This is a genomic window from Candidatus Saccharibacteria bacterium, from assembly GCA_016699955.1.
Taxonomy (GTDB): domain Bacteria; phylum Patescibacteriota; class Saccharimonadia; order Saccharimonadales; family UBA4665; genus JAGXIT01.
Genome location: CP064993.1, coordinates 775583 through 795792 on the forward strand (window position 1 = coordinate 775583; position 20210 = coordinate 795792).

At 50.3% G+C, this 20210-nt stretch carries 19 protein-coding genes and 1 pseudogene; 6 read left to right on the forward strand and 14 right to left on the reverse strand.

Annotation, left to right across the window (positions count from 1 at the left end; all coding sequences use genetic code 11):
* Positions 1-5: 5 nt before the first annotated feature.
* Complete coding sequence (locus IPL85_03960) at positions 6-374, reverse strand: rhodanese-like domain-containing protein (GenBank protein QQS20435.1); 369 nt, start codon at positions 372-374, stop codon at positions 6-8.
* A gap of 91 nt (positions 375-465) precedes the next feature.
* On the opposite strand from IPL85_03960, the gene IPL85_03965 reads away from it, so the two are divergent.
* Positions 466-732 (forward strand): rhodanese-like domain-containing protein, encoded by a 267-nt coding sequence (locus IPL85_03965; protein QQS19412.1) that lies wholly within the window; start codon positions 466-468, stop codon positions 730-732.
* 86 nt (positions 733-818) lie between these two features.
* Here IPL85_03965 and IPL85_03970 read toward each other — a convergent pair whose 3' ends face one another.
* The 3 genes from IPL85_03970 to IPL85_03980 are packed head-to-tail and all read right to left on the reverse strand — an operon-like array spanning position 819 to position 3636.
* On the reverse strand, positions 819-1520 hold the full coding sequence (locus IPL85_03970) for a vitamin K epoxide reductase family protein (GenBank protein QQS19413.1): 702 nt from the start codon (positions 1518-1520) through the stop codon (positions 819-821).
* Positions 1521-1543: 23 nt separating this feature from the next.
* Positions 1544-2719: a MarP family serine protease gene (locus IPL85_03975; GenBank protein ID QQS19414.1), complete on the reverse strand. Its 1176-nt coding sequence runs from the start codon at positions 2717-2719 to the stop codon at positions 1544-1546.
* Positions 2720-2730: 11 nt separating this feature from the next.
* Positions 2731-3636, reverse strand: a complete 906-nt coding sequence (locus IPL85_03980; protein QQS19415.1) for a flippase-like domain-containing protein — start codon at positions 3634-3636, stop codon at positions 2731-2733.
* Positions 3637-3853: 217 nt separating this feature from the next.
* On the opposite strand from IPL85_03980, the gene IPL85_03985 reads away from it, so the two are divergent.
* Positions 3854-5362, forward strand: coding sequence for a hypothetical protein (locus IPL85_03985; protein ID QQS19416.1), 1509 nt, complete (start codon positions 3854-3856; stop codon positions 5360-5362).
* Between the two features lie 93 nt (positions 5363-5455).
* Positions 5456-6438, forward strand: a pseudogene (locus IPL85_03990) (transposase).
* A gap of 68 nt (positions 6439-6506) precedes the next feature.
* Here IPL85_03990 and IPL85_03995 read toward each other — a convergent pair.
* Both IPL85_03995 and IPL85_04000 read right to left on the reverse strand, forming a co-directional pair.
* A complete protein-coding gene (locus tag IPL85_03995; GenBank protein ID QQS19417.1) occupies positions 6507-7475 on the reverse strand; it encodes a glycosyltransferase family 2 protein in 969 nt (322 codons plus the stop codon).
* A 291-nt stretch (positions 7476-7766) separates the two neighbouring features.
* Positions 7767-8078 carry an RNA-binding protein gene (locus IPL85_04000; protein ID QQS19418.1) on the reverse strand — a complete coding sequence of 104 codons (312 nt, stop codon included), beginning with the start codon at positions 8076-8078 and terminating at the stop codon, positions 7767-7769.
* Positions 8079-8599: 521 nt separating this feature from the next.
* Here IPL85_04000 and IPL85_04005 point away from each other — a divergent pair.
* Complete coding sequence (locus IPL85_04005) at positions 8600-8779, forward strand: hypothetical protein (GenBank protein ID QQS19419.1); 180 nt, start codon at positions 8600-8602, stop codon at positions 8777-8779.
* An 83-nt stretch (positions 8780-8862) separates the two neighbouring features.
* Here the strand turns inward: IPL85_04005 and IPL85_04010 are convergent, their stop codons facing one another.
* Genes IPL85_04010 through IPL85_04025 form a run of 4 tightly spaced genes read right to left on the reverse strand, consistent with a single transcriptional unit; the run spans position 8863 to position 12862 of the window.
* A complete protein-coding gene (locus tag IPL85_04010) occupies positions 8863-9492 on the reverse strand; it encodes a DUF4352 domain-containing protein (GenBank protein ID QQS19420.1) in 630 nt (209 codons plus the stop codon).
* A gap of 30 nt (positions 9493-9522) precedes the next feature.
* Positions 9523-11991 carry a hypothetical protein gene (locus tag IPL85_04015; protein ID QQS19421.1) on the reverse strand — a complete coding sequence of 823 codons (2469 nt, stop codon included), beginning with the start codon at positions 11989-11991 and terminating at the stop codon, positions 9523-9525.
* A complete protein-coding gene (locus IPL85_04020; protein QQS19422.1) occupies positions 11991-12572 on the reverse strand; it encodes a DUF4352 domain-containing protein in 582 nt (193 codons plus the stop codon). The genes IPL85_04015 and IPL85_04020 overlap by 1 nt, the downstream gene beginning before the upstream one ends.
* A gap of 17 nt (positions 12573-12589) precedes the next feature.
* Positions 12590-12862 carry a hypothetical protein gene (locus IPL85_04025; GenBank protein ID QQS19423.1) on the reverse strand — a complete coding sequence of 91 codons (273 nt, stop codon included), beginning with the start codon at positions 12860-12862 and terminating at the stop codon, positions 12590-12592.
* A 153-nt stretch (positions 12863-13015) separates the two neighbouring features.
* On the opposite strand from IPL85_04025, the gene thrC reads away from it, so the two are divergent.
* A complete protein-coding gene (gene thrC, locus IPL85_04030) occupies positions 13016-14302 on the forward strand; it encodes a threonine synthase (GenBank protein ID QQS19424.1) in 1287 nt (428 codons plus the stop codon).
* Between the two features lie 24 nt (positions 14303-14326).
* Positions 14327-15163, forward strand: a complete 837-nt coding sequence (locus tag IPL85_04035) for an ATPase (protein ID QQS19425.1) — start codon at positions 14327-14329, stop codon at positions 15161-15163.
* Here the strand turns inward: IPL85_04035 and IPL85_04040 are convergent.
* The 4 genes from IPL85_04040 to IPL85_04055 all read right to left on the reverse strand — a co-directional run bounded on the left by IPL85_04040 (position 15160) and on the right by IPL85_04055 (position 20208).
* Positions 15160-15723 (reverse strand): hypothetical protein, encoded by a 564-nt coding sequence (locus IPL85_04040; GenBank protein QQS19426.1) that lies wholly within the window; start codon positions 15721-15723, stop codon positions 15160-15162. The genes IPL85_04035 and IPL85_04040 overlap by 4 nt on opposite strands.
* Positions 15720-16418 (reverse strand): thioredoxin domain-containing protein, encoded by a 699-nt coding sequence (locus IPL85_04045; protein ID QQS19427.1) that lies wholly within the window; start codon positions 16416-16418, stop codon positions 15720-15722. Before IPL85_04045 ends, IPL85_04040 begins: the two co-directional genes overlap by 4 nt.
* Positions 16419-16484: 66 nt before the next feature.
* Positions 16485-18251, reverse strand: a complete 1767-nt coding sequence (locus IPL85_04050) for an alpha amylase C-terminal domain-containing protein (protein QQS19428.1) — start codon at positions 18249-18251, stop codon at positions 16485-16487.
* A 325-nt stretch (positions 18252-18576) separates the two neighbouring features.
* Positions 18577-20208 (reverse strand): hypothetical protein, encoded by a 1632-nt coding sequence (locus IPL85_04055; protein QQS19429.1) that lies wholly within the window; start codon positions 20206-20208, stop codon positions 18577-18579.
* Positions 20209-20210: the final 2 nt, after the last annotated feature.

Consider the following 20210-nt stretch of genomic DNA (forward strand, 5'->3'; position numbering starts at 1 on the left):
CCCGGTTATTTAATGAGGGTTCCGCCCATAGCTGTGACGTCATCGAGACCTCCCAGGTCGGTAATAACGGTGTACCCACTATTTTTCAGAATTGTGGTTGCTTGAGCCGAACGGTTCCCGCTACGACAATATATGTACAATGGCTGAGTCTTGGCTGAATCAGGCCGTTTTCCTGCTTCTATATTTTGCAGACTGAGGTTGAGCGCACCCGGAAAATGTCCGCTGGCGTATTCTTCTGGTTCGCGGACATCAAGTAGCATCGCGCTACCCTTTTCGACCTCGTTTTTTACTAGCCCGAAGGTGAGTTTAGCGGCTGGTTGCTTGTTTATCTCGGATGAACTGTCCGGCCTGCTAATCAGTAAAAAGCCACCAATCAGAACAACTAGGACTGTAAGAACAGCGAACACTTTTTTCATAGTTAGCCTCTTTTATTACTTTACTTTGTATAGTATACTCCTATGTACTATGACCAACAAAATTATAATCGATGTCCGTGAACCGTTTGAATACAAAATGGGGCATGTCGAGGGCGCTATCAACATACCCCCGGCGAAACTGCTCAGTAATCCGCCGGAGTTGGCAGATATCCCCCGTGATGCTGAAATCATTGTCTACTGTTTGAGCGGCAGCCGCAGTAACGCTACAATGCCCTATCTCCGACAAATGGGCTTTACAAACGTAGTGAACGGTATTAACAAACATCACGTCGAACGAAACCACTTGTCATCTTAATGAACCCAAGCCGGGCGTAAGCGCCGAGCTGGCTGCTGCGAAATGCCTGACAGATAAAAGTTTCACTTCCGCTTAGCAGTAATAGCCTAAATGAGCGTTCCCCAGTAGTACCAGAATCGCCAGAGAATGAGACCGATGACAGTAAGGTACATTCCTACGAGAATATCGGCATGGTGTTTCTGTATGAAATGGTTAGCTCGGGCTAGGCTGCCGTGCAGACGAAGATGCTCGGCTCGGATGCAGTAGAGTGTTGTGTACCAGAAAGCCGGAATCATCGCTACCCACGTGAGCATACAGTACGGGCACAGGTGTTTTAACACAAATATGCTTTGTGCCATAAACCAGACGACGAAAAGGAACCCAAAAAGCATACCGGCTTGCAGACCTAGCCAGAACCATCGCTTCAGTCTTGCCCCCGCCAATATAGCGAAGCCAATTGCAATGATGACCGAAAACATGGAAACGCTCCAAAACTGGTTTGGGACACCGAAAAGAACATGCCCTTGCCAGGTGTCGAGAATCGAGCCGCAGCCTATGATGGGGTTTAAGTCGCAGCCGAGCTGCGCAGCGGGCTGTTTCAGGTGGTAAAATTCCTCGACCGAAAGCATGATAGACGCAAATAGTCCAATTGACCCCGAGCCAATGAGAATCCACGGCACATGACGCTCCAGCCAATTGAGGTGCCTAGGATGAGCCTGCCCTTTTACCTGGGAAGATGATTTAACAGAGGGGAGTTTCACTTGGGCTGAAGGATCTTGCTTGCTTTTGCTCTTTAAGGCTTTTCCCATTCTTATCTCCAATCGTCAGTCAGTTATTTCTCGCTGCACTTCCCTGTGCTGACAGGGTTAGAGTTTGTTTGTGCTTTATGCAACACCTGATGAACCTGTTCCATCGTCAGCGCGTAACCGACATTATTGTACGTGGTGCTGGTAGCGAACACAACGCCAATTACTGTGCCGTCGGCGCCAACGACTGGCCCGCCCGAGTTGCCGCGTACAATCGTCGTTTGCAGGCTGTAAACTTCACGGATAACCCGATTTTTTCCGTAGATGTCTTGCCCGAGTGCTTTAAATTGGTCGAACACTACCGCTGGACTGACGCTGTAATCGCCGCCGCCCGGATAGCCAAGTGCGAAGGCGGGGCTCTTAGGTGCTAGATTCATACGATTAACGGTCATTGGGCGGGCGGCTAAACCGGGCACAAGAAGCACGGCTATGTCGTTTTCTGCGTCAAAAGCAACGGGTATTGTGTTATAAGTTTTGTTGCCACTTTGTATCTTTGGACTACTAACGCCTGCTACAACATGCGCGTTAGTTGCGACGAACTCACGGGCAAATACGAAACCGCTGCCATCGACAATGCCCCCACAGCCAAGACCTTCTATTTTGACAACCGATTGTTGGGCTTGAGATAGCATGTCAGTGTATTGCTGGGGGTTTGGAAGAGTGTAGGTCGCGTCAGGGGTTGGCTCGCGGCCGGCAAACACTTGTGGGGACTGATTTGGGTCAATCAGTGTGTTGAGGGTTGTCAGAACTTGTCCGGCGGGGGGTAGTCGGCTCGTAAACGCACTAATTATTACCGATTGCTTTAGTGCAGTCTGCAAACCGCTCGGTGGAGCCAAGTTGAACAAAGCACCAGCCAACCAAAACCCCAGCAGGAGTGTTATGACTGACATGAAACTGCCAAGTCCGTTATCTAACTTATGAATGAGTTTGTTTTCGACTGCGTGCTTCAGCCGAACGGCTATGATTTCCCCGATGGTCATAAGCAGAAAACACACCGTAAGCAGAACGGCTAGCCCAGCCAAGGGCTTACTTGGTCCACTGACGTGCTCCATTGCGTAGCCGGACAACCAGGAACCTGGAAACAGCCCGACTATAAACATAACTGTCGATATGCCTTGGCGCAAAAAACCAATCTGGTAGCCTCGTAGCAGCGCACCGATGGCCAAGAACACAATAAGGATGTCAATAATGGTGATATGCATAGCGCTAACCGTTAGTGTAGCGCTTTTTTGGTCGAGCTTCCACGTCCAATATGTGTAATACGTTCTTTTGCATGCAGGCTAAGCGCAAATATAAACAGTAAACCTAGGAATAAAACATACGTTGCCCTATCTACCACACTCGCCGCTACAATGTCTGGAGTGGATACTCCGTGGATGTTTTGTGAAAACAACAGGAAAGCCTCACGGATACCGATGCCGTCAGGGGTAACGGATACGAACAATGCAAAATTTGCAGCACCTGTGTAAGACAGGGCTTGCCCAAGCGAAACCTCGGTACCGCTTGCTCGCAAAGATAAATAGTAGCGGATGGTGATGAACAAAATTTGCAAGGCTGTACACAGGAGTACGCCGATTAAAAGCGGTGCTGTGAGGTTTAGACGGCTTACGCCTGCGGCACGTCGCCGAGTAAGTGCACGAATAACCAATACACTGAGGCAGGCGGCACCCGCTACCGCAAGTAGCGTCTGCCACCATGGCCGCGTACCCACTAGCATACAGAAAGCGCTGAGTACTGCGTATGCCGCATAGGCAATAAGCGTCACAAGTACGTAGCGTTTGACAGGAAGATCGTACTTGGCTTTCAGGTAGGCTGCTCGGACGCCAGGTCCGCTCTGGAGCGGTCCAAAGAAGTTTGCAACGGATGAATAAACGGTGAGCAGTATATTTTCTGTTGCTTGGAGTCGAACGTCAACAAGGCGAACCAGTACCTGGTATAAACCAGTAAGAGCTGCAATGCCTCCAACATTTGCGAGCAGTATGAAAATAATCCATTTTGGCTCAAGTGTTCTAAGTTGGGTGATATGCTCTGGGTGACTGCGAATATACCACCCAAAAAGAATGACAGTTCCGAGTAAAACGGTACTCATGAGCCACAGACGAACCGATTTGCCGCGCATACCTAGTATCGTACCACTGCATGACTAAGCTATACTACTCGAACTCGGCGCAAACGCCGAGTCCTAAAGGGGCAGGCTCGCCCGCCCCGCTTTAAATAACCGGAGTAAATCCAGTTATTTAAAGCTCCCCACCCCTGAAGGCTTCGCTCTCGCTCGCTTAATGCCTAAATGCGCCAGCAGTGGTGCTTACACAGAGCTGGGGTTATACTACCTTATAATGTACAAACTGTTTTTTGGGAAAAGAGTTTTTGCGACGCTCGTTTCTGTGACTGCCTCGCGGTGGTTTTGGCGTGGCATAGTAGGCTTGTTTGTCATACAAGCCGTGTATATTGCTCTCGTTGGCCAGTTTTCTATGGCGTTTGATGAGCATTTTCACCTTGCCGCCATAAACGAATATTCAAAAGTGTTGTTTCCCTGGCAAGTTACCCAGCCGCCTGGGCCAGCTGAACTGAGTGCTTTTACGGCCGATGGTTCATACCTATATCACTACCTGATGAGCTTTCCCTACCGACTGCTGCGCCTAGTGACTACTTCACAGACGGCGCTTATTGTCATGCTGCGTTTGCTAGATGTTGGCATTGTGGTGGCTGGATGGTACGTATTCCGGCGTTTGCTCTTTGAGCTCAAGCTTTCGGCAGCGCCGGCTCATGTGCTATTGGCCATATGTATGCTTATGCCCATGGCACCTTTTATGGCTGGGCAGCTGACATATGATGCGCTTTTCTTTACGTCTTGCGGGGTAACTGTGCTTCTGCTTGTTCGGTTGCTTCGGACGGTAAGCGAGCAGAGAAAACTGCCGCTTTCCCTCGTTGCCTGGGTGGGTGTTGCCGTATTGGTAACATTACAGACAAAATACGCATTTTTCCCGGCGGCGTTAGGCGCGGGGCTGTATATGATTGGTTACTTAACCAGGCAAACCTATCAGAAACGCTTGCGTTGGTCGAGTATCTGGCAGTCTTGGCGAACTGACGCCTCCAAAGGTTCTGGCGCTGTGGCTGTTGGGGTACTGCTTCTTACTGGGGTACTGTTTGTTCAGCGGTATGGGATGAATTACCTGAACTACGGCAGCTTGGTTCCGGAATGCCAGGTTGTTTTAAGCCATGAGCGTTGTCTTGGCTTTGCACCCTATGGACGTGATGCCGACATACGAGAAAAAGGTTGGTACAAGACAATAACTCAGAAGCAGCGGCTAACATATCCATACAAATGGTATGAAAAAATGATCTACGAATCATACTTTGCGGTCGGGCCGAAAGAAATTGCGTATCCAGTTGCAGAACCGTTGCCCGTTCCTTACACAGCGGGAAAGATAGTCGCAGCGCTGGGAGCTCTGACAATATTACTGCGCCTGCCCTGGATACTCCGAAAAAACATATACGCCCAGCTACTCTTTGCAGTTACGGGCACATATGTTGTATTTTTATTTCTCAAAAACTATGGTGCGTTTCTTGCAACGGCAGTTCCTCTCTCAATTCATGGGCGCTACGTCTTGCCCTTCTTGCCGCTCGCTGGCTACCTAGTATACATCGGCTTGCGGCCACTTTTGCGTAAGCAAAAAATGCAGACCGTTTCCGCTGTAGCAGTTTCTATACTTCTTCTTGCAAGCTTGTGGGGCGGCGGTATGGCAGCTTACATTATCCGTTCGCAGGATACATGGTATTGGCCGACAATGCAGCCTATCAGCCGTGTCGTCCGCAGCGTCGTAGCGCCATTCATTTTGAAATAACCCAAGCACCCACGCATTTCGCACTTTAACCCCCAACCTGCATAATTAGTAGCAGGGCGTTAGCCCTGCAAAACTAAGCAGGATAAAATAAACATGTCTCGATCAAAATGTTCTCGCGATCTGTATTGTGCTTTCTTGGAAGTAACAGCAGATAGATATTCAGCATTGTCACTGAGCGAAGTTGCTCCAGATGGATCGACGCTATCACATGACAGCATCTCTCGTTGGCTTGCAGACGAAAAGGTACAGCCCAAGGATCTGTGGCAGGCTGCTAAGTCTGAGGTAGCCTCTAAACCTGGTATCCTTGTCTTTGACGATGTAGTCATAGACAAAAGTCGTAGTGGTAAGACTGAATTAGTAACTGGCAGTATGCCGGCTCAAAGCACGACATAACTAAAGGTATTGGTGTAGTTAATGCCTTATGGCAAACCAGTAAAGAAGACTACATGCCGATGGACTACCGTATATGGAATCCGTCGGAAGATGGCAAGACTAAAAACAACCATTTCAGGGATATGCTGACAGCTAAAACAGCGTCAACTACGCCTGAAATGGTTGTTGCCGACAGTTGGTATTCCAGTTTAGATAACCTTAAAGCCACTCGCTCTCATGGCTGGGATTGGGTGATGGGGTTACGTAGTAACCGTTTGGTCAACAAACCACATGTACAGATTAAAACCCTCGAGATACCAGATGAAGGTCTGGTCGTACACCTCAAAGGATACGGATGGATCAAGCTATTCCGGTTCGTGACCAAACACGGTCGCACGGATTACATTGGTACTAGCAAGCTCGATCTATCCAGGAGCCAAGTCAAAGAGTACTTTGAAAGACGTTGGAGCGTCGAAGTGTTGCATCGTGAACTCAAACAAACCTGTGGTTTTACTCGCTGTCTGGCCAACACTGGCCGAGCACAGAGAAACCACATTGGGCTCTCTATGCTCACCTGGATACAAAGACACAAGAGAAGACAACAAGACAGGCTAAACAATATACAAAACAGCATGTACCAACAAAAGTGGGAGGTCATAAAACCGAGCATCCAGCTAGCGCTGGCTGCTCGTATGCGTGGTTAAGGTGCGAAATGCGTGGCACCCTTGAAAGCGCTAATAGCGGTACTGACACTGAGCTGGGGTTGACGTAGCTACTTTTTAGGGTAGCGGAGTCGCTTGACGTCTTCGTAGGTTTTTTCCTGAGTACCTTGCAAACGGACAAGCATGTCGGCAACGAGACCGAGTGACCAGAAGAATATGCCGAGTGTTGTCAGGTACAGTCCGGCTATACCAAAAGCTTTGTATGGTGAAATACTGCCGGTCTGGAACCAGTGCCAACCTGCAATAGACATGCCAATCGCCCCAAGGACAAATGGGATGAAGCCGACAGAGAAGAAAAAACGTAATGGGGCGAAATCGCGGTAGGCACGCAGTATATTTAGGCTGCTGATGGCGATGTAGCTAACCAGGCTTTTGACCACCCGAGATTTGCGACCTTTATAGTAGGTGACATGAGTCGGTATGGTTGTTATTCGCATACGTTTAGCGGCGATAATCTGAAATGACTCCTGAGTGTAGGTGTGGGTACTGTTAAGATTGAGTGCAAATAGTGCTCGGCGGTTGTAGGCGCGAAATCCGCAAGTAACATCATTGAAGCGTTGTTTTGAAAAATTACTAATAACACGGGCGCCCAGTTTGTTGCCGTAGTACTTACCAGCCGGCATGTTTTCTGGACGGCGCTGCCGATTTGTTTTGGGGTCAGTAAAACGGTCGGCGGCGACAAAATCTGCCTCGTTTTTAACAATGGGTGCTACGAACTGCGGTATATCTTCCGGCCTGAACTGCAGGTCGCCGTCTATGTTGACGAGCACGTCTGCGCCGCGCTCTAGTGCTATATCGATAACTTCTCGAAACCGAAACGCCAGTCCTTTGCCAGCTCCGTCGCTGTAAACCACCGCTCCAGCATTTTTGGCGATTTTGGCAGTGCCATCTGTGCTACCATCATCCACAATGCAGACCTCGAGCTCACTGATACCGGTATATTTTTTTGGAATGCGGCTGATGAGTTCAGCAATGGTGTCGGCCTCGTTTTTGCATATTGAAACAACAACTAGTTTCACTTGTTTGGCTCCTTATCTTCCCTCATGATAGCATATTATCTACCTCTAATTTATCAACCCCCACGAATAAGGTATAGCAGCCCCTCCTATTGAGTGAAACGAACCGGTGCGAAGCGCCGGCTTTAGGGGGTAGAAAAAAGCCCCGAATTTACTTCGGGGCTTTTTAGAAGGGGCAAGCCCCTTCTACTAATTGAGTGAAACGAACCGGTGCGAAGCGCCGGCTTTAGGGGGTAGAAAAAAGCCCCGAATTTACTTCGGGGCTTTTTAGAAGGGGCAAGCCCCTTCTACTGCTTAATAGCGGCGGTCGTTGTAGCCACCGCGGTCGCCACCGAAGTCACGGCGTGGAGCGCGTGGTTCTTGTGGGCGAGCCTCGTTGACCACAATGGTGCGGCCGTTCATTTCGGTGTTGTTCAGCTTGGCGACAGCTGCTTTTGCAGCCTCGTCGTCGTCGAACTCAACGAAACCAAAGCCCTTTGAGCGGTTGGTGTCGCGGTCGATGATGACCTTAGCTGATGTAACTTGGCCGAACTCTGCAAAGAGATCAGCAAGCTGTGTGTCGTCCACTGACCATGGCAGTGAACCGACGAATAATTTGGTTGCCATTAAATGGAACCCTTTCTTTCGGTTGTCGCTGAAGGTAATCCCGAAAGAACGGTCTTAGCTGCGCCTTGCATCGAACATAACTTATTAATCTTTCTAGAACCTGAATTGCCGGGCTTATGACCGGCCACCCCTTTTTCGCAGCCTTCTAGTACGTGGAAGCATAGCACTAATTATCAGATAATACAATCAGTTACCCATTTCGTACTTTGAACTCATGCATTTTGTACTGACTCACCGTACCATAAGTACGGCTCCCCCCGTGATTTAAGGAGAAAATGTGTGATGAGTTCAAAGTGCGTTCACAAAAAATATTGGCAGACTACGTAGAGCCAAAAAAATGTTGTGAATAATCCGCGGTAAAGTTGTCAGAGATAAATTGCTCATCTCGGGTGAAATATTATATTTCTGTAATCTAGCTCTCAGACAAACATGAGGGTTTTGGCGTATGTTAGAGGTAAAGCGTTTAAACGTAGCGCCGAAACGCCCAAATCAAATTAATTTCGTTGAAAGGAACTCTCGCCATGAAACGATTACCACATGTCAAACAACTAAAAAGGCTTAACATCCTTCGTCGTCCGATTGCGGTCCAGGATTTAAAGGCAGAAATAGGCAGCGAAGACTACAACGATACATGGCTGCTTGAGGCCGAAAAAATTCAAACTAAACGCCTCCGTCGTTTTCGCCAACAGCTGGCCAGTTAAATTCAGCTCCAGATAAGCACCACCGGTTATCTCTACGCTCGACCGTAATGAGCGAAGCGAACGAGCCGAAAGCCCTGTTCGGGTTAGTGTAGAACGTCTATGACGAGAGGTGTGGCACGGTTCCACATGGTGTCTATGTACAGAAGAGGCATGGAAGTACGGTCGGAAATAGCAAAGCTAAGCTGGCCGGTGGCGGATTGCCCGGGACGAAGATCTTGCGGTAAAAGTGCTTGCCGTAGTCTTGAGCTTGGGTAGAGGGTAGCGTATTGCCCGTCGGTGGTGCGAACGTAGAACTGGGTGACTGGTATGAGTTGTTGGTCAGTGGTTGTTTTGTTTGTAACTGTAACATCCATAATTAGCAGAGTTTTGCCAGGATCTATCGGAAAGGCACGGTCTTGCTCTGTTTTTGTACCGACGTTGCTTACGCGGGCGCTTAGCGCAAAGTTGTGAGCTGTTTGCAGCGATGTGCTGCTGGTAAGGTTGGCTACCGTTGTTGTGACGCGGTTTTCTTTATCGTAGCGCCGTGCGGTGTATTGTGCCCAAAAAAGAGTGTTTACGACTAGTAGCGCTACAATTGCTGCTACAAAGACCCCAAAAAGTAAGTTGTTTTCATCACGAAACTTTTCAAATCGTTTATATTCACGCTTTAGCTTGTTGGCTTCGTGCTCGATGGCGTCTTCAATCTTCTCTATCGGTGTCTCATGTTTTTTCATGCACTTCCCTTCTTATGTGTTGTCGTTTTCTTATGGTTTCGTTGCATCATAGTAGCCTGCCCTGTACGCATTCAGCGTTGTATTTGAATTTTGCTTGGTGTTGGTTGCGTGATTGCGGCTACCCACCCCAGAAAGATTTGTGCCGGCAATAAATGCGGCAAAATCCTTGGCGCCGCAAAGCGCTGTTGCAGACGAAGCGCCTGGCAGCAGGTTTTGCCGTGATCTATGCCAGCCATTGTTGAAGTTTGTAATGTTGTATACAGATTTATTGGAAGCGCTTGCCGTAGAAGTGTTGTAACTCCAGCAGTCGGTAAGGCTTGTGTGGGTGTTTAGGTCGGCGGTGCTGTAGCAGGGCGTCAGGCCTGCGCAATACACGGCGGCGTTTACCGTAACGCTGGCAGTATTACTTGTAGTGCTTCCGCCGGAATTGCTACAGGTAAGAGTAAAAGTGTAGGTACCAGCAGCTGCCAGGACAACAGATTGCGAACCACCGCTCGGTGTTTTACTTCCGCTCCACCCCGTACCGCCCGCTGTGCAGGACGAGGGGCTGTTTCCTGTTGTCCATGCCACGGCTGTGCTGCTGCCCGCAGTAATAGTGCCCGGTGATACGCTAACACTTACCGTTGGGGTGGCGATGACGGTGATTGTTGCCGAGGCACTGCCAGACCCGACTGCGTTGTTGCACGACAGGCTGTAGGTGTATGTTCCAGCAGGAGTAGGCGACAACGTGGTGGTTCCGCTGGCACTTTTTGCTCCGCTCCAGCTTCCGCTGGCGGTGCACGAGCTTGGACTATTTGTGGCCGACCAGCTGAGTGTTGAGCTGCCTCCTGTTCCTATGGACGTTGGGCTGGCGCTGATGGATACAACTGGCGGATTTGTCGCCCCGCCAGAAGAAGCCGTAACGCTCGTGCTCGCAGTGCCGGTTCCACCAGCGTTGGCGCAGGATAATGTGTATGTGAAAGTTTGTGCTGTGTTGAGTGCCCCCGTACTTTGCGTGCCACTGCTCGCCTTTGCTCCGCTCCAGCTTCCGCTGGCGGTGCAGCTGGTGGGGCTATTTGTGGCCGACCAAGTTAAGTTTGAGTTGCCACCTACCGAAACCGAAATTGGGCTTGCACTGAGCGTAATGACAGGCTTGGGTGGAGTAGAAACCGTGAGCGGAACATTATTTGCGTAGCCTGTGCCACCAGCGTTCGTGCAGCTGAGATTGTAGGCATATGCACCGGCATTCAATGCCCCTGTACTTTGCGTGCCACTGCTCGCCTTTGCTCCGCTCCAGCTTCCGCTGGCGGTGCAGCTGGTGGGGCTATTTGTGGCCGACCAACTTAAGGTCGAAGACTGCCCCGATATTATGCTGCTTGGATTGACGGTCAGTGACACATTGGGCGGGCTAGGCAGCACTTGAACTGTGGCGGAATCGTCAATAGTACCCGTTTCATTCGAGCAGGTAATGGTAAAAACATATTCTTTTATAGTCGACAGATTACTAATTTGTTGGCTCCCGCCCCCAACGGCTTTTGTACCACTCCAGTCACCACTGGCCAGACATGAGGACGGTGAATTCTCGGTTGTCCAGCTCAAGGTTACGCCGGCGCCAGGCTGAATTGGCCCAGGGGGGGTGCTCGCCAAAAAAACAACTGGGCTTCCAGGCGGCACTGTTTGCACGGTGAGTTTTGCGCTGATTGATTGGCTGGAGCCTGCGGTATTTTTACATAACAGTGTATAGGTATAGGTTTTCGCAGTAATCAAAGTTCCGGTACTCATGCTACCAGAACCCGCTTTGGTTCCGCTCCAGTCACCGCTGGCTGTACATGACGATGGGTTATTGGTTGCTTCCCATGTGATAGTCGAACTGTCACCGGCAAAGATTAAGTTTGGTTTAGCAGCAATACTCACTGCGGGCACCCCAGTTGTGGCTGTAGACGTGCTACCAGGTGCGGAGGTATTTGGTGCTGTTACACTCACAGCCACTGTTTTAAATGCGGTTCCCGTCGCGGTTTTGCAGGTTAGTGTGAACAAGTAGTTCTGTACGCTGCTAAGTGTTTGCGTTTGTTCGCTCCCTGTTGTCTTAGACTTTTCTCCGCTCCAGTCGTCACTAGCTGTGCACGTGTTGGGGCTATTTGTTACTGTCCATTTCAGAGTGCTTTTTTGTCCCTGAACCACGGAGGCTGGTTCGGCGGTGAGTTCTATCGAGGGGGCATTCTTCCCTGTTGTTCCGCCAATTCCGACAGCGACCCCGCCGCCCGGTAGTGAGGCATTGTTTTTATCGACACCACTGCTTTGTGGGAGATTGGCGTCTAACCCGTGTTTCTTGCTGAAGTCGGCGTTGTTGCTCTGCACGGTAAATACTGCGAAGCTGACCATACTGGCAATCATAATGGTCGATATGACAATTATCATCATCTTAGTGCCGCGCGGCCCAAAATGAGGAAGCTTGTCTCGCCAACTGCCGAGGGGCGTCTTGGGGGCGTTAAACTCGACGACTACCGGTTTAAAATCCATTACAAATTGTCTCGCTTAAGTTTTTCTGATTGTGCCATAAACGGAATAGCGCCCCCACTCCAGCTCGATTCAACGTAGAACTTATAGGAGGCGTTTTTTGGGACAAGGTAGCTCAACTGGCCTTCAGTAGACTCACCCGACAAAACACTGCCACTATGGAATGGATTTGCGAGGTCGTACGGCGTTACATAGCTGACTACGCCTGAGTTTGTTTTTATGTAGGTGTCGGTAGTCGGGAAAACGTTAAGTGGTTTTTCGCCGTTATTGCGCACATTGAGCGTCAGAACAAGATATTCGTAGCCGCTCCGCGCAATGAAACGCCCAGTGCCTGGTTTATGGTGAATATCGCTGACGGTGATAGTCGTTGTGCCGGTGGTAATGGGTTTGCCTGCCACTAACCCTGCAAAAGGCACGCGTATACGCTCGCTTGCAATCGAACTGGCGACCTCAAGAATAAGAAATGATACCATGAGCATTACTATGCTTAGTCCAAACAGCCAACGTTCCCAATTTCGTCTGGGACTGTGTTTTTCATCTAGTGTTTTTACTTGGGATTGGTTGTTACCTAATTTATTATGCATAGTTTAAATCTCTTTTTTTATGGTTTGTTGACGTCAAAGTACCCTACAAAGTACGGTATCAGGTTACGGTCGGCGTTGGATTTTGTGGCAGCGTTGTGGTTTCTAGTCTGACCTTCTGCACTGACGCTGCCACCAAGAGAGCCAGAAAGGTCTTTGCCGCACACCCCACTCACCTCAACGCTCCCAATACCGCTTTTTGCTTTATGATATGCCGCATCGAAACCTGAAATATTTATAACGCGGTTGCCGTTATATCCCCAGCAGTTCCCGGCACTGCCATGCGCGGCCACTTCACGAGGCCCGTAGCAAGGGGCTGCGCCGTCACAGTATACGGTCGCAGTTTTCGGTGTGTTAGTTGGCGTAGAGGGCGACGGCGTGCTGGGCTTTCTGTAGGGAAATGAGTATTATTTGCATCCGGCTCAGGGTAGCGTAGTATTAAAGGTATGAAATTTATGAGCTTGGGTAATCAGAAAGATGTTGTTTCGTTTGAGCAAGCGTTAAGCCGGGGGATTCCTCCTGACGGCAGCCTGTACTATCCGGTAAAAATCCCGCGTTTGTCTACAGAGCAAGTTGGCGCAATGCCTCAACTTGAGAAAAATGAAATCGATGCGGTCATGCTCGGTGCTTGGCTGAGCGACGAAATTCCGGCAGACGATCTTCGTAATATTGTCGATGCTGCTGCCTCTTTTGAAACACCAGCGGTTTCTGTTAGCGACAAGCATGTGCTAGAACTTTTTCATGGGCCTACTATGGCATTTAAGGATGTCGCAGCGCGCTATCTTGCAGCCCTGATGGGCTATTTTAATGCCAAGACTGGGCGCACCTCTACAGTGCTTGTCGCCACAAGCGGCGATACGGGTGGGGCGATTGCCCACGGCTTTGGCGGTGTTGAGGGCACGCGAGTTGTCGTCCTCTACCCGAAAGGTCGTGTCAGCCAGCTTCAACAAGAACAACTGCGCCGCGCCGCCAACAACGTACATACACTGGAAGTTGAGGGCGACTTTGATACATGTCAGTCACTCGTCAAACAGGCTCTGGCCGACAAGCAGCTAGTAGAAAAGGTTGGCTTGACTTCAGCAAACTCCATTACTGTGGGGCGGCTACTTCCCCAAACACTATATTATGCACGTGTATACGCTCAGCTGGGCGGGCGCAGAGACTTGCGCTTTGTAGTACCGAGCGGTAACCTCGGCAATGTAACGGGCGGTGTTTTGGCACAGCAGATGGGTATACCAATTGCTTCTTTCTTGGCAGCCAATAATGCCAATAATGCCATAGATCGGTACGCGCAAACCGGCAACTTTACCCCGTTTGAAGCGGTGCCAACTATGTCAAACGCCATGGATATCGGGGCGCCAAATAACTTACCACGTTTGCGGCAGATTTTTGGTCAGGACGTCAATGCATTTCGCGCGGATATCCTGACTGCGCAAGTAAGTGACGAGCAAACGGTGGAGACAATCAAGAAGGTTTACGAAAAAACTGGCTACTTGCTTGACCCTCACACCGCAGTGGCGTGGTATGCGAGCGAACAGCACCCAAACAAAGATCTTCATGACGTTATTGTTTCTACGGCCGCCCCAGAAAAATTTGCCGAAGAAATTATGCGGGAGACAGGCATATTTGTCGATAACACTGCCGAGCTTGAAAAACTCCGTACGGTGCCTGAGCGCTTCACTTCAATCCCTAACTCCCTCGAAGCACTTAAACAAGAAATTCTAAACTCTTAACTTATATCTCTCATCTCTGACATCATGTATCACCCCATAAACACAAGCCAGCCAATCAGGATTGCCGTAATGGGGCTTAGTGGTGTAGGTAAAACCACGCTGGCGCGGTGCCTACCAAGCAGTCGGTGGTTTCATTATTCGGTCGATTACCGTATATGGACACATTACCTTGGCGATGAGCTTAATGATTACCTTAAGAAGCTCGCCATGTCTCACCCATTACTGTGTGACATGCTAAAACGCGATGCTATAACTGTTGAACATCGGGTTCATTTTGATAACCTGCTTGCGACATCACTCTACATGGGCATGCTCGGTAACCCGAAAAAGCATGGTTCGACGCTGCCGGATTTCACCGAGCGGATGGCACGGCACGCCGAAAGCGAAATCGCTGCCATGCTAGATATCCCGCGTTTCATTAAACGGGCTGAAGAGTTGTACAAATATCCACACTTTCTTGCCGATTTAAGCGGAAGTTTATGCGAGGTTGTCGAGCCTGCGAACGATGACGATCCAGTGCTCCAGATAATGGACGACACAGTAACACTTATCTACATTCGTGCCACCAAAGCGCATGAAAAAGTGCTCATCGAACGTAATATTGCCGACCCAAAACCCATCTATTATCGGCCAGATTTTGTGGCTGCTGAGTTGCCGAAACTGCTAGAAAAATTCAACGCGGCTGATGTTACCGAAATTTCACCGAGGCAGGTCGGCGCCTATCTTTATCCTCGCCTGCTTGCTCACCGCGTCGAGCGCTATGAAGCCATTGCTGCCAAACATGCACTCACGCTTACCATGGAAGAAGCCGCCGCCATCCGCAGCGAAGCCGACCTCCTGGACCGATTGTCTAGAAGCTAGCCCTTGGTTTGGGTTTGGAGGGTGATTTTGTAGATTGAGTATAGCAACAGAGCGCTTCCAACGAGACTAAAAGCGGCGCCGATGTTGTGAACCGCAGTAAGCGACGTTGCACCAAAAGTTGCAAGAAGCGGACCGAGTAGTGAAGTTCCGCATGCGGCACAGCCGCTACTGAGGATGCCGAGTGTGGCGGCAAGTCCGCTCGTGCCGCTTGCGCGCGCAGAGGCAGTTTTGCGCCGAAGCGCATAGGTAAGTACGGCAATGTTGATACCAAACAGCAATGATAATGAGGTGATGCTGACAGAGAGAAAACTATCAAATGAAGTAAAAAGCGCCTCGTAGCCATAGCCAAAAAACCTCACTTTTTGGTCGAACGTCATATCGGGGTTGGTAATGATGTATCCGGCGAGCTCGTAGTTGAGTGACCAAATGATAATCGCAAGCATGAGAAATGCGGTCGCTACCGCCAGCACGAAGTAAAGTGGGTTTTTTAGAACTATCCTGCCCGTGTTTGTGGCGGCAATTTTGAGCTTGGTTTTTAGCGGTAGTTTGAGCGAGCTCATTGAATTTGCAACAGAGCCTTATAGATATTGTAGGGTTGCGAGCCGATAATTTTTTGGCCACCGATGATAAGCGTTGGCGTGCCCTGTACCTCGTCACCAGCCGCCTTGTCGACAGCTGTGTTGTACGCGTCGGCATGAGATTGCCCACCGGCGCAGGTTGTAAATTCAGTGCCACTTAAACCTGCTCCGTGAGCCAACTCACCGAGCTTTTCGGGGGTGAATAGTTTTGCGGTGGTGGCATCTAGATCACCTTTACTAAAGTAATTGCCCCACATGTATGCAAACATTTTGTCGTGGTAGGCAGCAAATTTACCCTGCTCTGCGGCGCAGAATGAAGCGTACAGCGCTAGTCCGGAGTCTTCGCCAAAAAGTGGATATGGCCGGTAGATAATTTTTGCCTTTCCAGTGTCGACCCATTCTCGACGTATGTCTTTGCCTGCTTTCTGGTGAAAATCATTGCACTTTGGACATTTGTAGTCACCATATTCGACAATGGTAATCGCTGCATCTGCATTTCCAATAACTAGCTCAGTGGTACCACCTACGGGCTGTTCGTTTGTCTTTTGCGACTGGGTAGTTTTTAAATCTGCTGAGTTTTTCGAGGTGTTCTGAGGAAGATCGTCAGAACGAAACGCCAAAAACAGTCCAAGTCCGACGGTCGAGATTGCAAGGGATATAATTAGCAGACGTTTCATATACCAAGTATAACTTATATTTTAGATTGTCCGGCCGGACAATCTAAAATGAGGGAGATAAACGGACTACTCGTCCTGGGAGAGGATGAGGACGCAGTACGGAGGAAGTGAAATAGTGGCAAGGTTGCTACCCTCAGTCATAATGCTCGCAACATCGACTTCGTGGAAGTCGGGGCTGTAACCTTTCCAGGTACTGTTGAATCGTACTTGCCAAGTGCCGTGCACCGGCAGCTGAAGTTGGTAGATATTGTGGGCTTGGTCGCCGAAATTGACGATAATGAGGACGTCGTCGCCTGCACCGCCTTGGTTCCAGCGATGGTAGCCTAAAACGCCGTTGTTGTCATCCTGGTGAAAGACGGCTGTGCTTTGGCCAAGCAGCCCGGCGGTATTGTTGTGCCGGTTGAGCCGTAGGTCTATGAGGTGGCGGTGTGCGAGCACTATTCCGCTATATCTTTCGGCTTTGCCCCATTCTAGCTCCTGCCAGTCATTGAAGCTGCCTTCTTGCAAAAACTCCTGACCCTGCAAAAGCATAGGTATGCCGGGAGCGGTTAGCATAACGGCGTCGGCCAGCAGCGATTTTTCGCGCGCATGGATGTCGGCAGCATCGCCCGAACTGGCGGCTTCATTTAGTCGAACCGAACCGTTGGCGGCGGTGTCATGCGAATCGCTAAAAACAACTTTCTCAAAAGCAGCGCCGTTGTAGCGACGTTCGAGTTCGTAGCGTACCCCCGCCAGTGTGCGGCCGCCGCGTAGTCCCAACGCATCACGCAGTGCATGCGGGAATCCAAGCTCCCACTGCGCATCAAATCCGCAGCCGTTTTCACTACGCGGTTTGGTAAGGTACGCGCTATTGGCACAGTCTTCGGCGATCATAATGGCCGATGGTTTGATTTTGTGAGCGAGTTCGTTTATGTCTTGCAGCAAGTACCACGCGTGAGATATATCGTGTGCCGGGTCGTTATCGTGGCCTTCGGTGTTGCGCATGTAAATTGTACTATCGACGCGCAGTCCATCGAGATGATATTCGTTTAGCCACATGGCAGCGTTATCAAGGAAAAACTGGCGGACTTCCGGGCGGCCATAATCTGGGCGTCCACCCCACGGCGTATCGCCTCGGGAATCGTTATAGAAGTATATGCCTCCCCGTTGGTTTTCACTCCACCCGTCGAATTGCCAGAGGTCAGTTTTACCTGAGAAGTGGTTGTAAACAACGTCCAGAATGACTGCGATGCCCTGTTTGTGGCACTCTCGTACAAACGTTAGTAAGCCATGCCGTCCGCCGTAGGCGTTTTCGACTGAAAAAATGTGGTTTGGGGCATACCCCCAACCGTAGCCGTGCGCCATGCTGGTGACGGGCATAAGTTCTACGACGTTAACGCCGAGCCCTTTCAGGTAATCAAGCTTATCGATTGCGTCTTCGAATGTACCAATTGTTGCGGCATCTGGTCGGTTGAAAGTGCCAATGTGAAGTTCATATATGACCTGTTGCTTGGGTGGTACTGGCGAGAAATCATCGCCTTGCCAATCAAAATTTGGATCAACGATGACGGAAGCGCCGCTGTCAGATGTTGTAAGTTGCTGCGCTCGAGGGTCGTTACGCGTGAGTGTGCGGCCGTCTGGTGTCGTAATGAGGTAGACATAGTTTTGGCCGGGTACGACCCCTTTGATACTTACTGACCAATAGCCATCGCCCTCGCTGGCCATATCGACGCGTTGGCCGTCGTTGACAGTGCCCGCTAGGGTAACGCTGGTGGCAAACGGCGCCCACAGCCGAAACTGCGTACTTTCCCCGTGCCCAGTCACGCCCAAATTTTTCTTTACCTGATGCTGCATTGTCTATCAGTATGAAAGCACGAGCGCTTTATGGCAAGCGCTACATTCATGCGCGGTTCAGACTGGGCGTGGCGGCCGACTTTGGGTAGCCAACGTTGGACAAAACCACAGGTGAGAATGCAAACGGTCGTCTTACTTACACAAATACTTTTATGCTCTCGGGTTTGTGTTGAAGTCGTATCAAACCAAATATATCCTTGGATTTACTCCAAGGATATATTTACATCTTTCAGGAAGGAGCAGACCAAGTCGAGTGATCGACCGATTAGGGAGATGCGAGACCTGGCTCGATGAGGGAAACCTATCACGGTTTCCTCATAGCCTCTTAGTGGCCGAAGAAGCCGCGGCCTAGTTTGTCGGGTAGCATGGTGGTGGAAACCTTTTTGTCGGCTAGAGTTTTGACGACCTCGGTGTCTTTGACAGAGCCAGATGATGTCAGGATGGCGGTGATGCCAGCCTCGGCAAGCACAAGTGGGCCGTCTGGGAATGGGAAGAAACTATCGCTGTAAGCCGCCGCGCCTTTTATGTCGTGGTTGCGGCCGAGGGCACGTGTAACGGCGAGCCTAGCTGCTCCAACCCTGTCCTGCTGGCCGACGCCGTTGCCCAGTAGTTTGCAATCTTTCACAATGGTAATGGTGTTGCTATTGCTTGTGCTACCGACTGCCCAGGCGAGGATAAGGTCTTTCTTTGTTTGGTCGCTTACTTCGCCGTGTTGCTCGATGTAGTCAGCTGCAAAGTCTACAACAAATGTGTAGTTTGGTTGCACAAGTATGCCGCCGCGCACATTACGGTACACAGAGGCAGTCTCTAGAGAATCATTACCCAAAGTTGCAAGTGCCGGGTTTGTCACGACACGCAACTTCGCTCGCCCAAGTATTTCCAACGCCTCCGCAGTGGCTCCACTACCAACGACACCGTCGAGCAGTCGGTTTTGCCCTTCTGGCATGTGATGTTGCATGAGAATGGTTGCGACATTGGCGTCAATGAGGCCGTTTACCATGACAACTCCGCCAAATATGGCGATTTCATCACCTTCAAGCATGCGCTGTACCGCCTCTACGGTGGTTTTTGCCGTTCCTGCCCCACAGGCGTTACCATGCTTGACACCGACTGCGATGAACGGCACCTTACCAAAGTTTTTCTCAAAACCAGCAGCAATATGCGTGACAGTTTGCAGCAAGCGGTGCATGTCGGTTTCGTTTATGTAGCTCAGTTCCCAACCTTTTTGGTGGGTGAACTGGTCGAGGCCAAGCGGATCAACTGTGACGCGGTTATCGGCGTAGAGCCCGGCTGGTGTTTGCCGCGGGTTTTCGCCGTATTTCGTAGGCGCAACACGTTTGCCTATCCAGCCAGCCACCTCTTCCCCACCGTGGTACTTGGCGGAAATCATAATGTAGCGCGCACATTCGTACTCGGCAACGGCACACAATTTGTCCCGGAACGCTTTTTCTTCTGTTTTGCCATCTGTTAACCAGGCAAGCACTTCACTTCGTTGGTCGGCACGGGAAAGCACAATTCGCCGTGCTTTTGCTCCGGCGCGGAGCATAGTTGGACCCCCGATATCGGTTTTTTCAATCACGCTTTGCAGTGTGGCTTTGCCGCTGGCAATTTCTTCTTCTAGGGGGTACATGTCCACTGCCACGAGGTCGATAAAAGGAATTCCTCTGTCTTTTAGCTCCTGTAAGTCTTCTGGCCTGTCGGCGTCAGCCAGCAAGCCGCTGTGTATCTCGCGCGAAAGCGTCACAACACGGTGGCCGAGTATGGCTTCCCCGCCAACTAGCTCTGCGACATCTGTGACCGGTACGCCCGCCTCGGCAACAACTTTGGCGGTTCCGCCAGACGAAATGATGTTCCACCCCAGATCGTGCAGCCCCTTGGCAAATTCGGCGATTCCAGTTTTGTCATAGACTGAAAGCAAGGCATTTTGATTAGTTTTAAGTAAGTGGTAGATAGACATGT

What these genes read in the sequence shown, in the direction of transcription:
- IPL85_03965 (QQS19412.1), top strand. Translation starts at nt 466, where the DNA reads ATGACCAACAAAATTATAATCGATGTCCGTGAACCGTTTGAATACAAA.
- IPL85_03970 (QQS19413.1), bottom strand. Translation starts at nt 1,520, where the DNA reads ATGGGAAAAGCCTTAAAGAGCAAAAGCAAGCAAGATCCTTCAGCCCAA.
- IPL85_03975 (QQS19414.1), bottom strand. Translation starts at nt 2,719, where the DNA reads ATGCATATCACCATTATTGACATCCTTATTGTGTTCTTGGCCATCGGT.
- IPL85_03980 (QQS19415.1), bottom strand. Translation starts at nt 3,636, where the DNA reads ATGCGCGGCAAATCGGTTCGTCTGTGGCTCATGAGTACCGTTTTACTC.
- IPL85_03985 (QQS19416.1), top strand. Translation starts at nt 3,854, where the DNA reads ATGTACAAACTGTTTTTTGGGAAAAGAGTTTTTGCGACGCTCGTTTCT.
- IPL85_04000 (QQS19418.1), bottom strand. Translation starts at nt 8,078, where the DNA reads ATGGCAACCAAATTATTCGTCGGTTCACTGCCATGGTCAGTGGACGAC.
- IPL85_04005 (QQS19419.1), top strand. Translation starts at nt 8,600, where the DNA reads ATGAAACGATTACCACATGTCAAACAACTAAAAAGGCTTAACATCCTT.
- IPL85_04010 (QQS19420.1), bottom strand. Translation starts at nt 9,492, where the DNA reads ATGAAAAAACATGAGACACCGATAGAGAAGATTGAAGACGCCATCGAG.
- IPL85_04015 (QQS19421.1), bottom strand. Translation starts at nt 11,991, where the DNA reads ATGGATTTTAAACCGGTAGTCGTCGAGTTTAACGCCCCCAAGACGCCC.
- IPL85_04020 (QQS19422.1), bottom strand. Translation starts at nt 12,572, where the DNA reads ATGCATAATAAATTAGGTAACAACCAATCCCAAGTAAAAACACTAGAT.
- thrC (QQS19424.1), top strand. Translation starts at nt 13,016, where the DNA reads ATGAAATTTATGAGCTTGGGTAATCAGAAAGATGTTGTTTCGTTTGAG.
- IPL85_04035 (QQS19425.1), top strand. Translation starts at nt 14,327, where the DNA reads ATGTATCACCCCATAAACACAAGCCAGCCAATCAGGATTGCCGTAATG.
- IPL85_04040 (QQS19426.1), bottom strand. Translation starts at nt 15,723, where the DNA reads ATGAGCTCGCTCAAACTACCGCTAAAAACCAAGCTCAAAATTGCCGCC.
- IPL85_04045 (QQS19427.1), bottom strand. Translation starts at nt 16,418, where the DNA reads ATGAAACGTCTGCTAATTATATCCCTTGCAATCTCGACCGTCGGACTT.
- IPL85_04050 (QQS19428.1), bottom strand. Translation starts at nt 18,251, where the DNA reads ATGCAGCATCAGGTAAAGAAAAATTTGGGCGTGACTGGGCACGGGGAA.
- IPL85_04055 (QQS19429.1), bottom strand. Translation starts at nt 20,208, where the DNA reads ATGTCTATCTACCACTTACTTAAAACTAATCAAAATGCCTTGCTTTCA.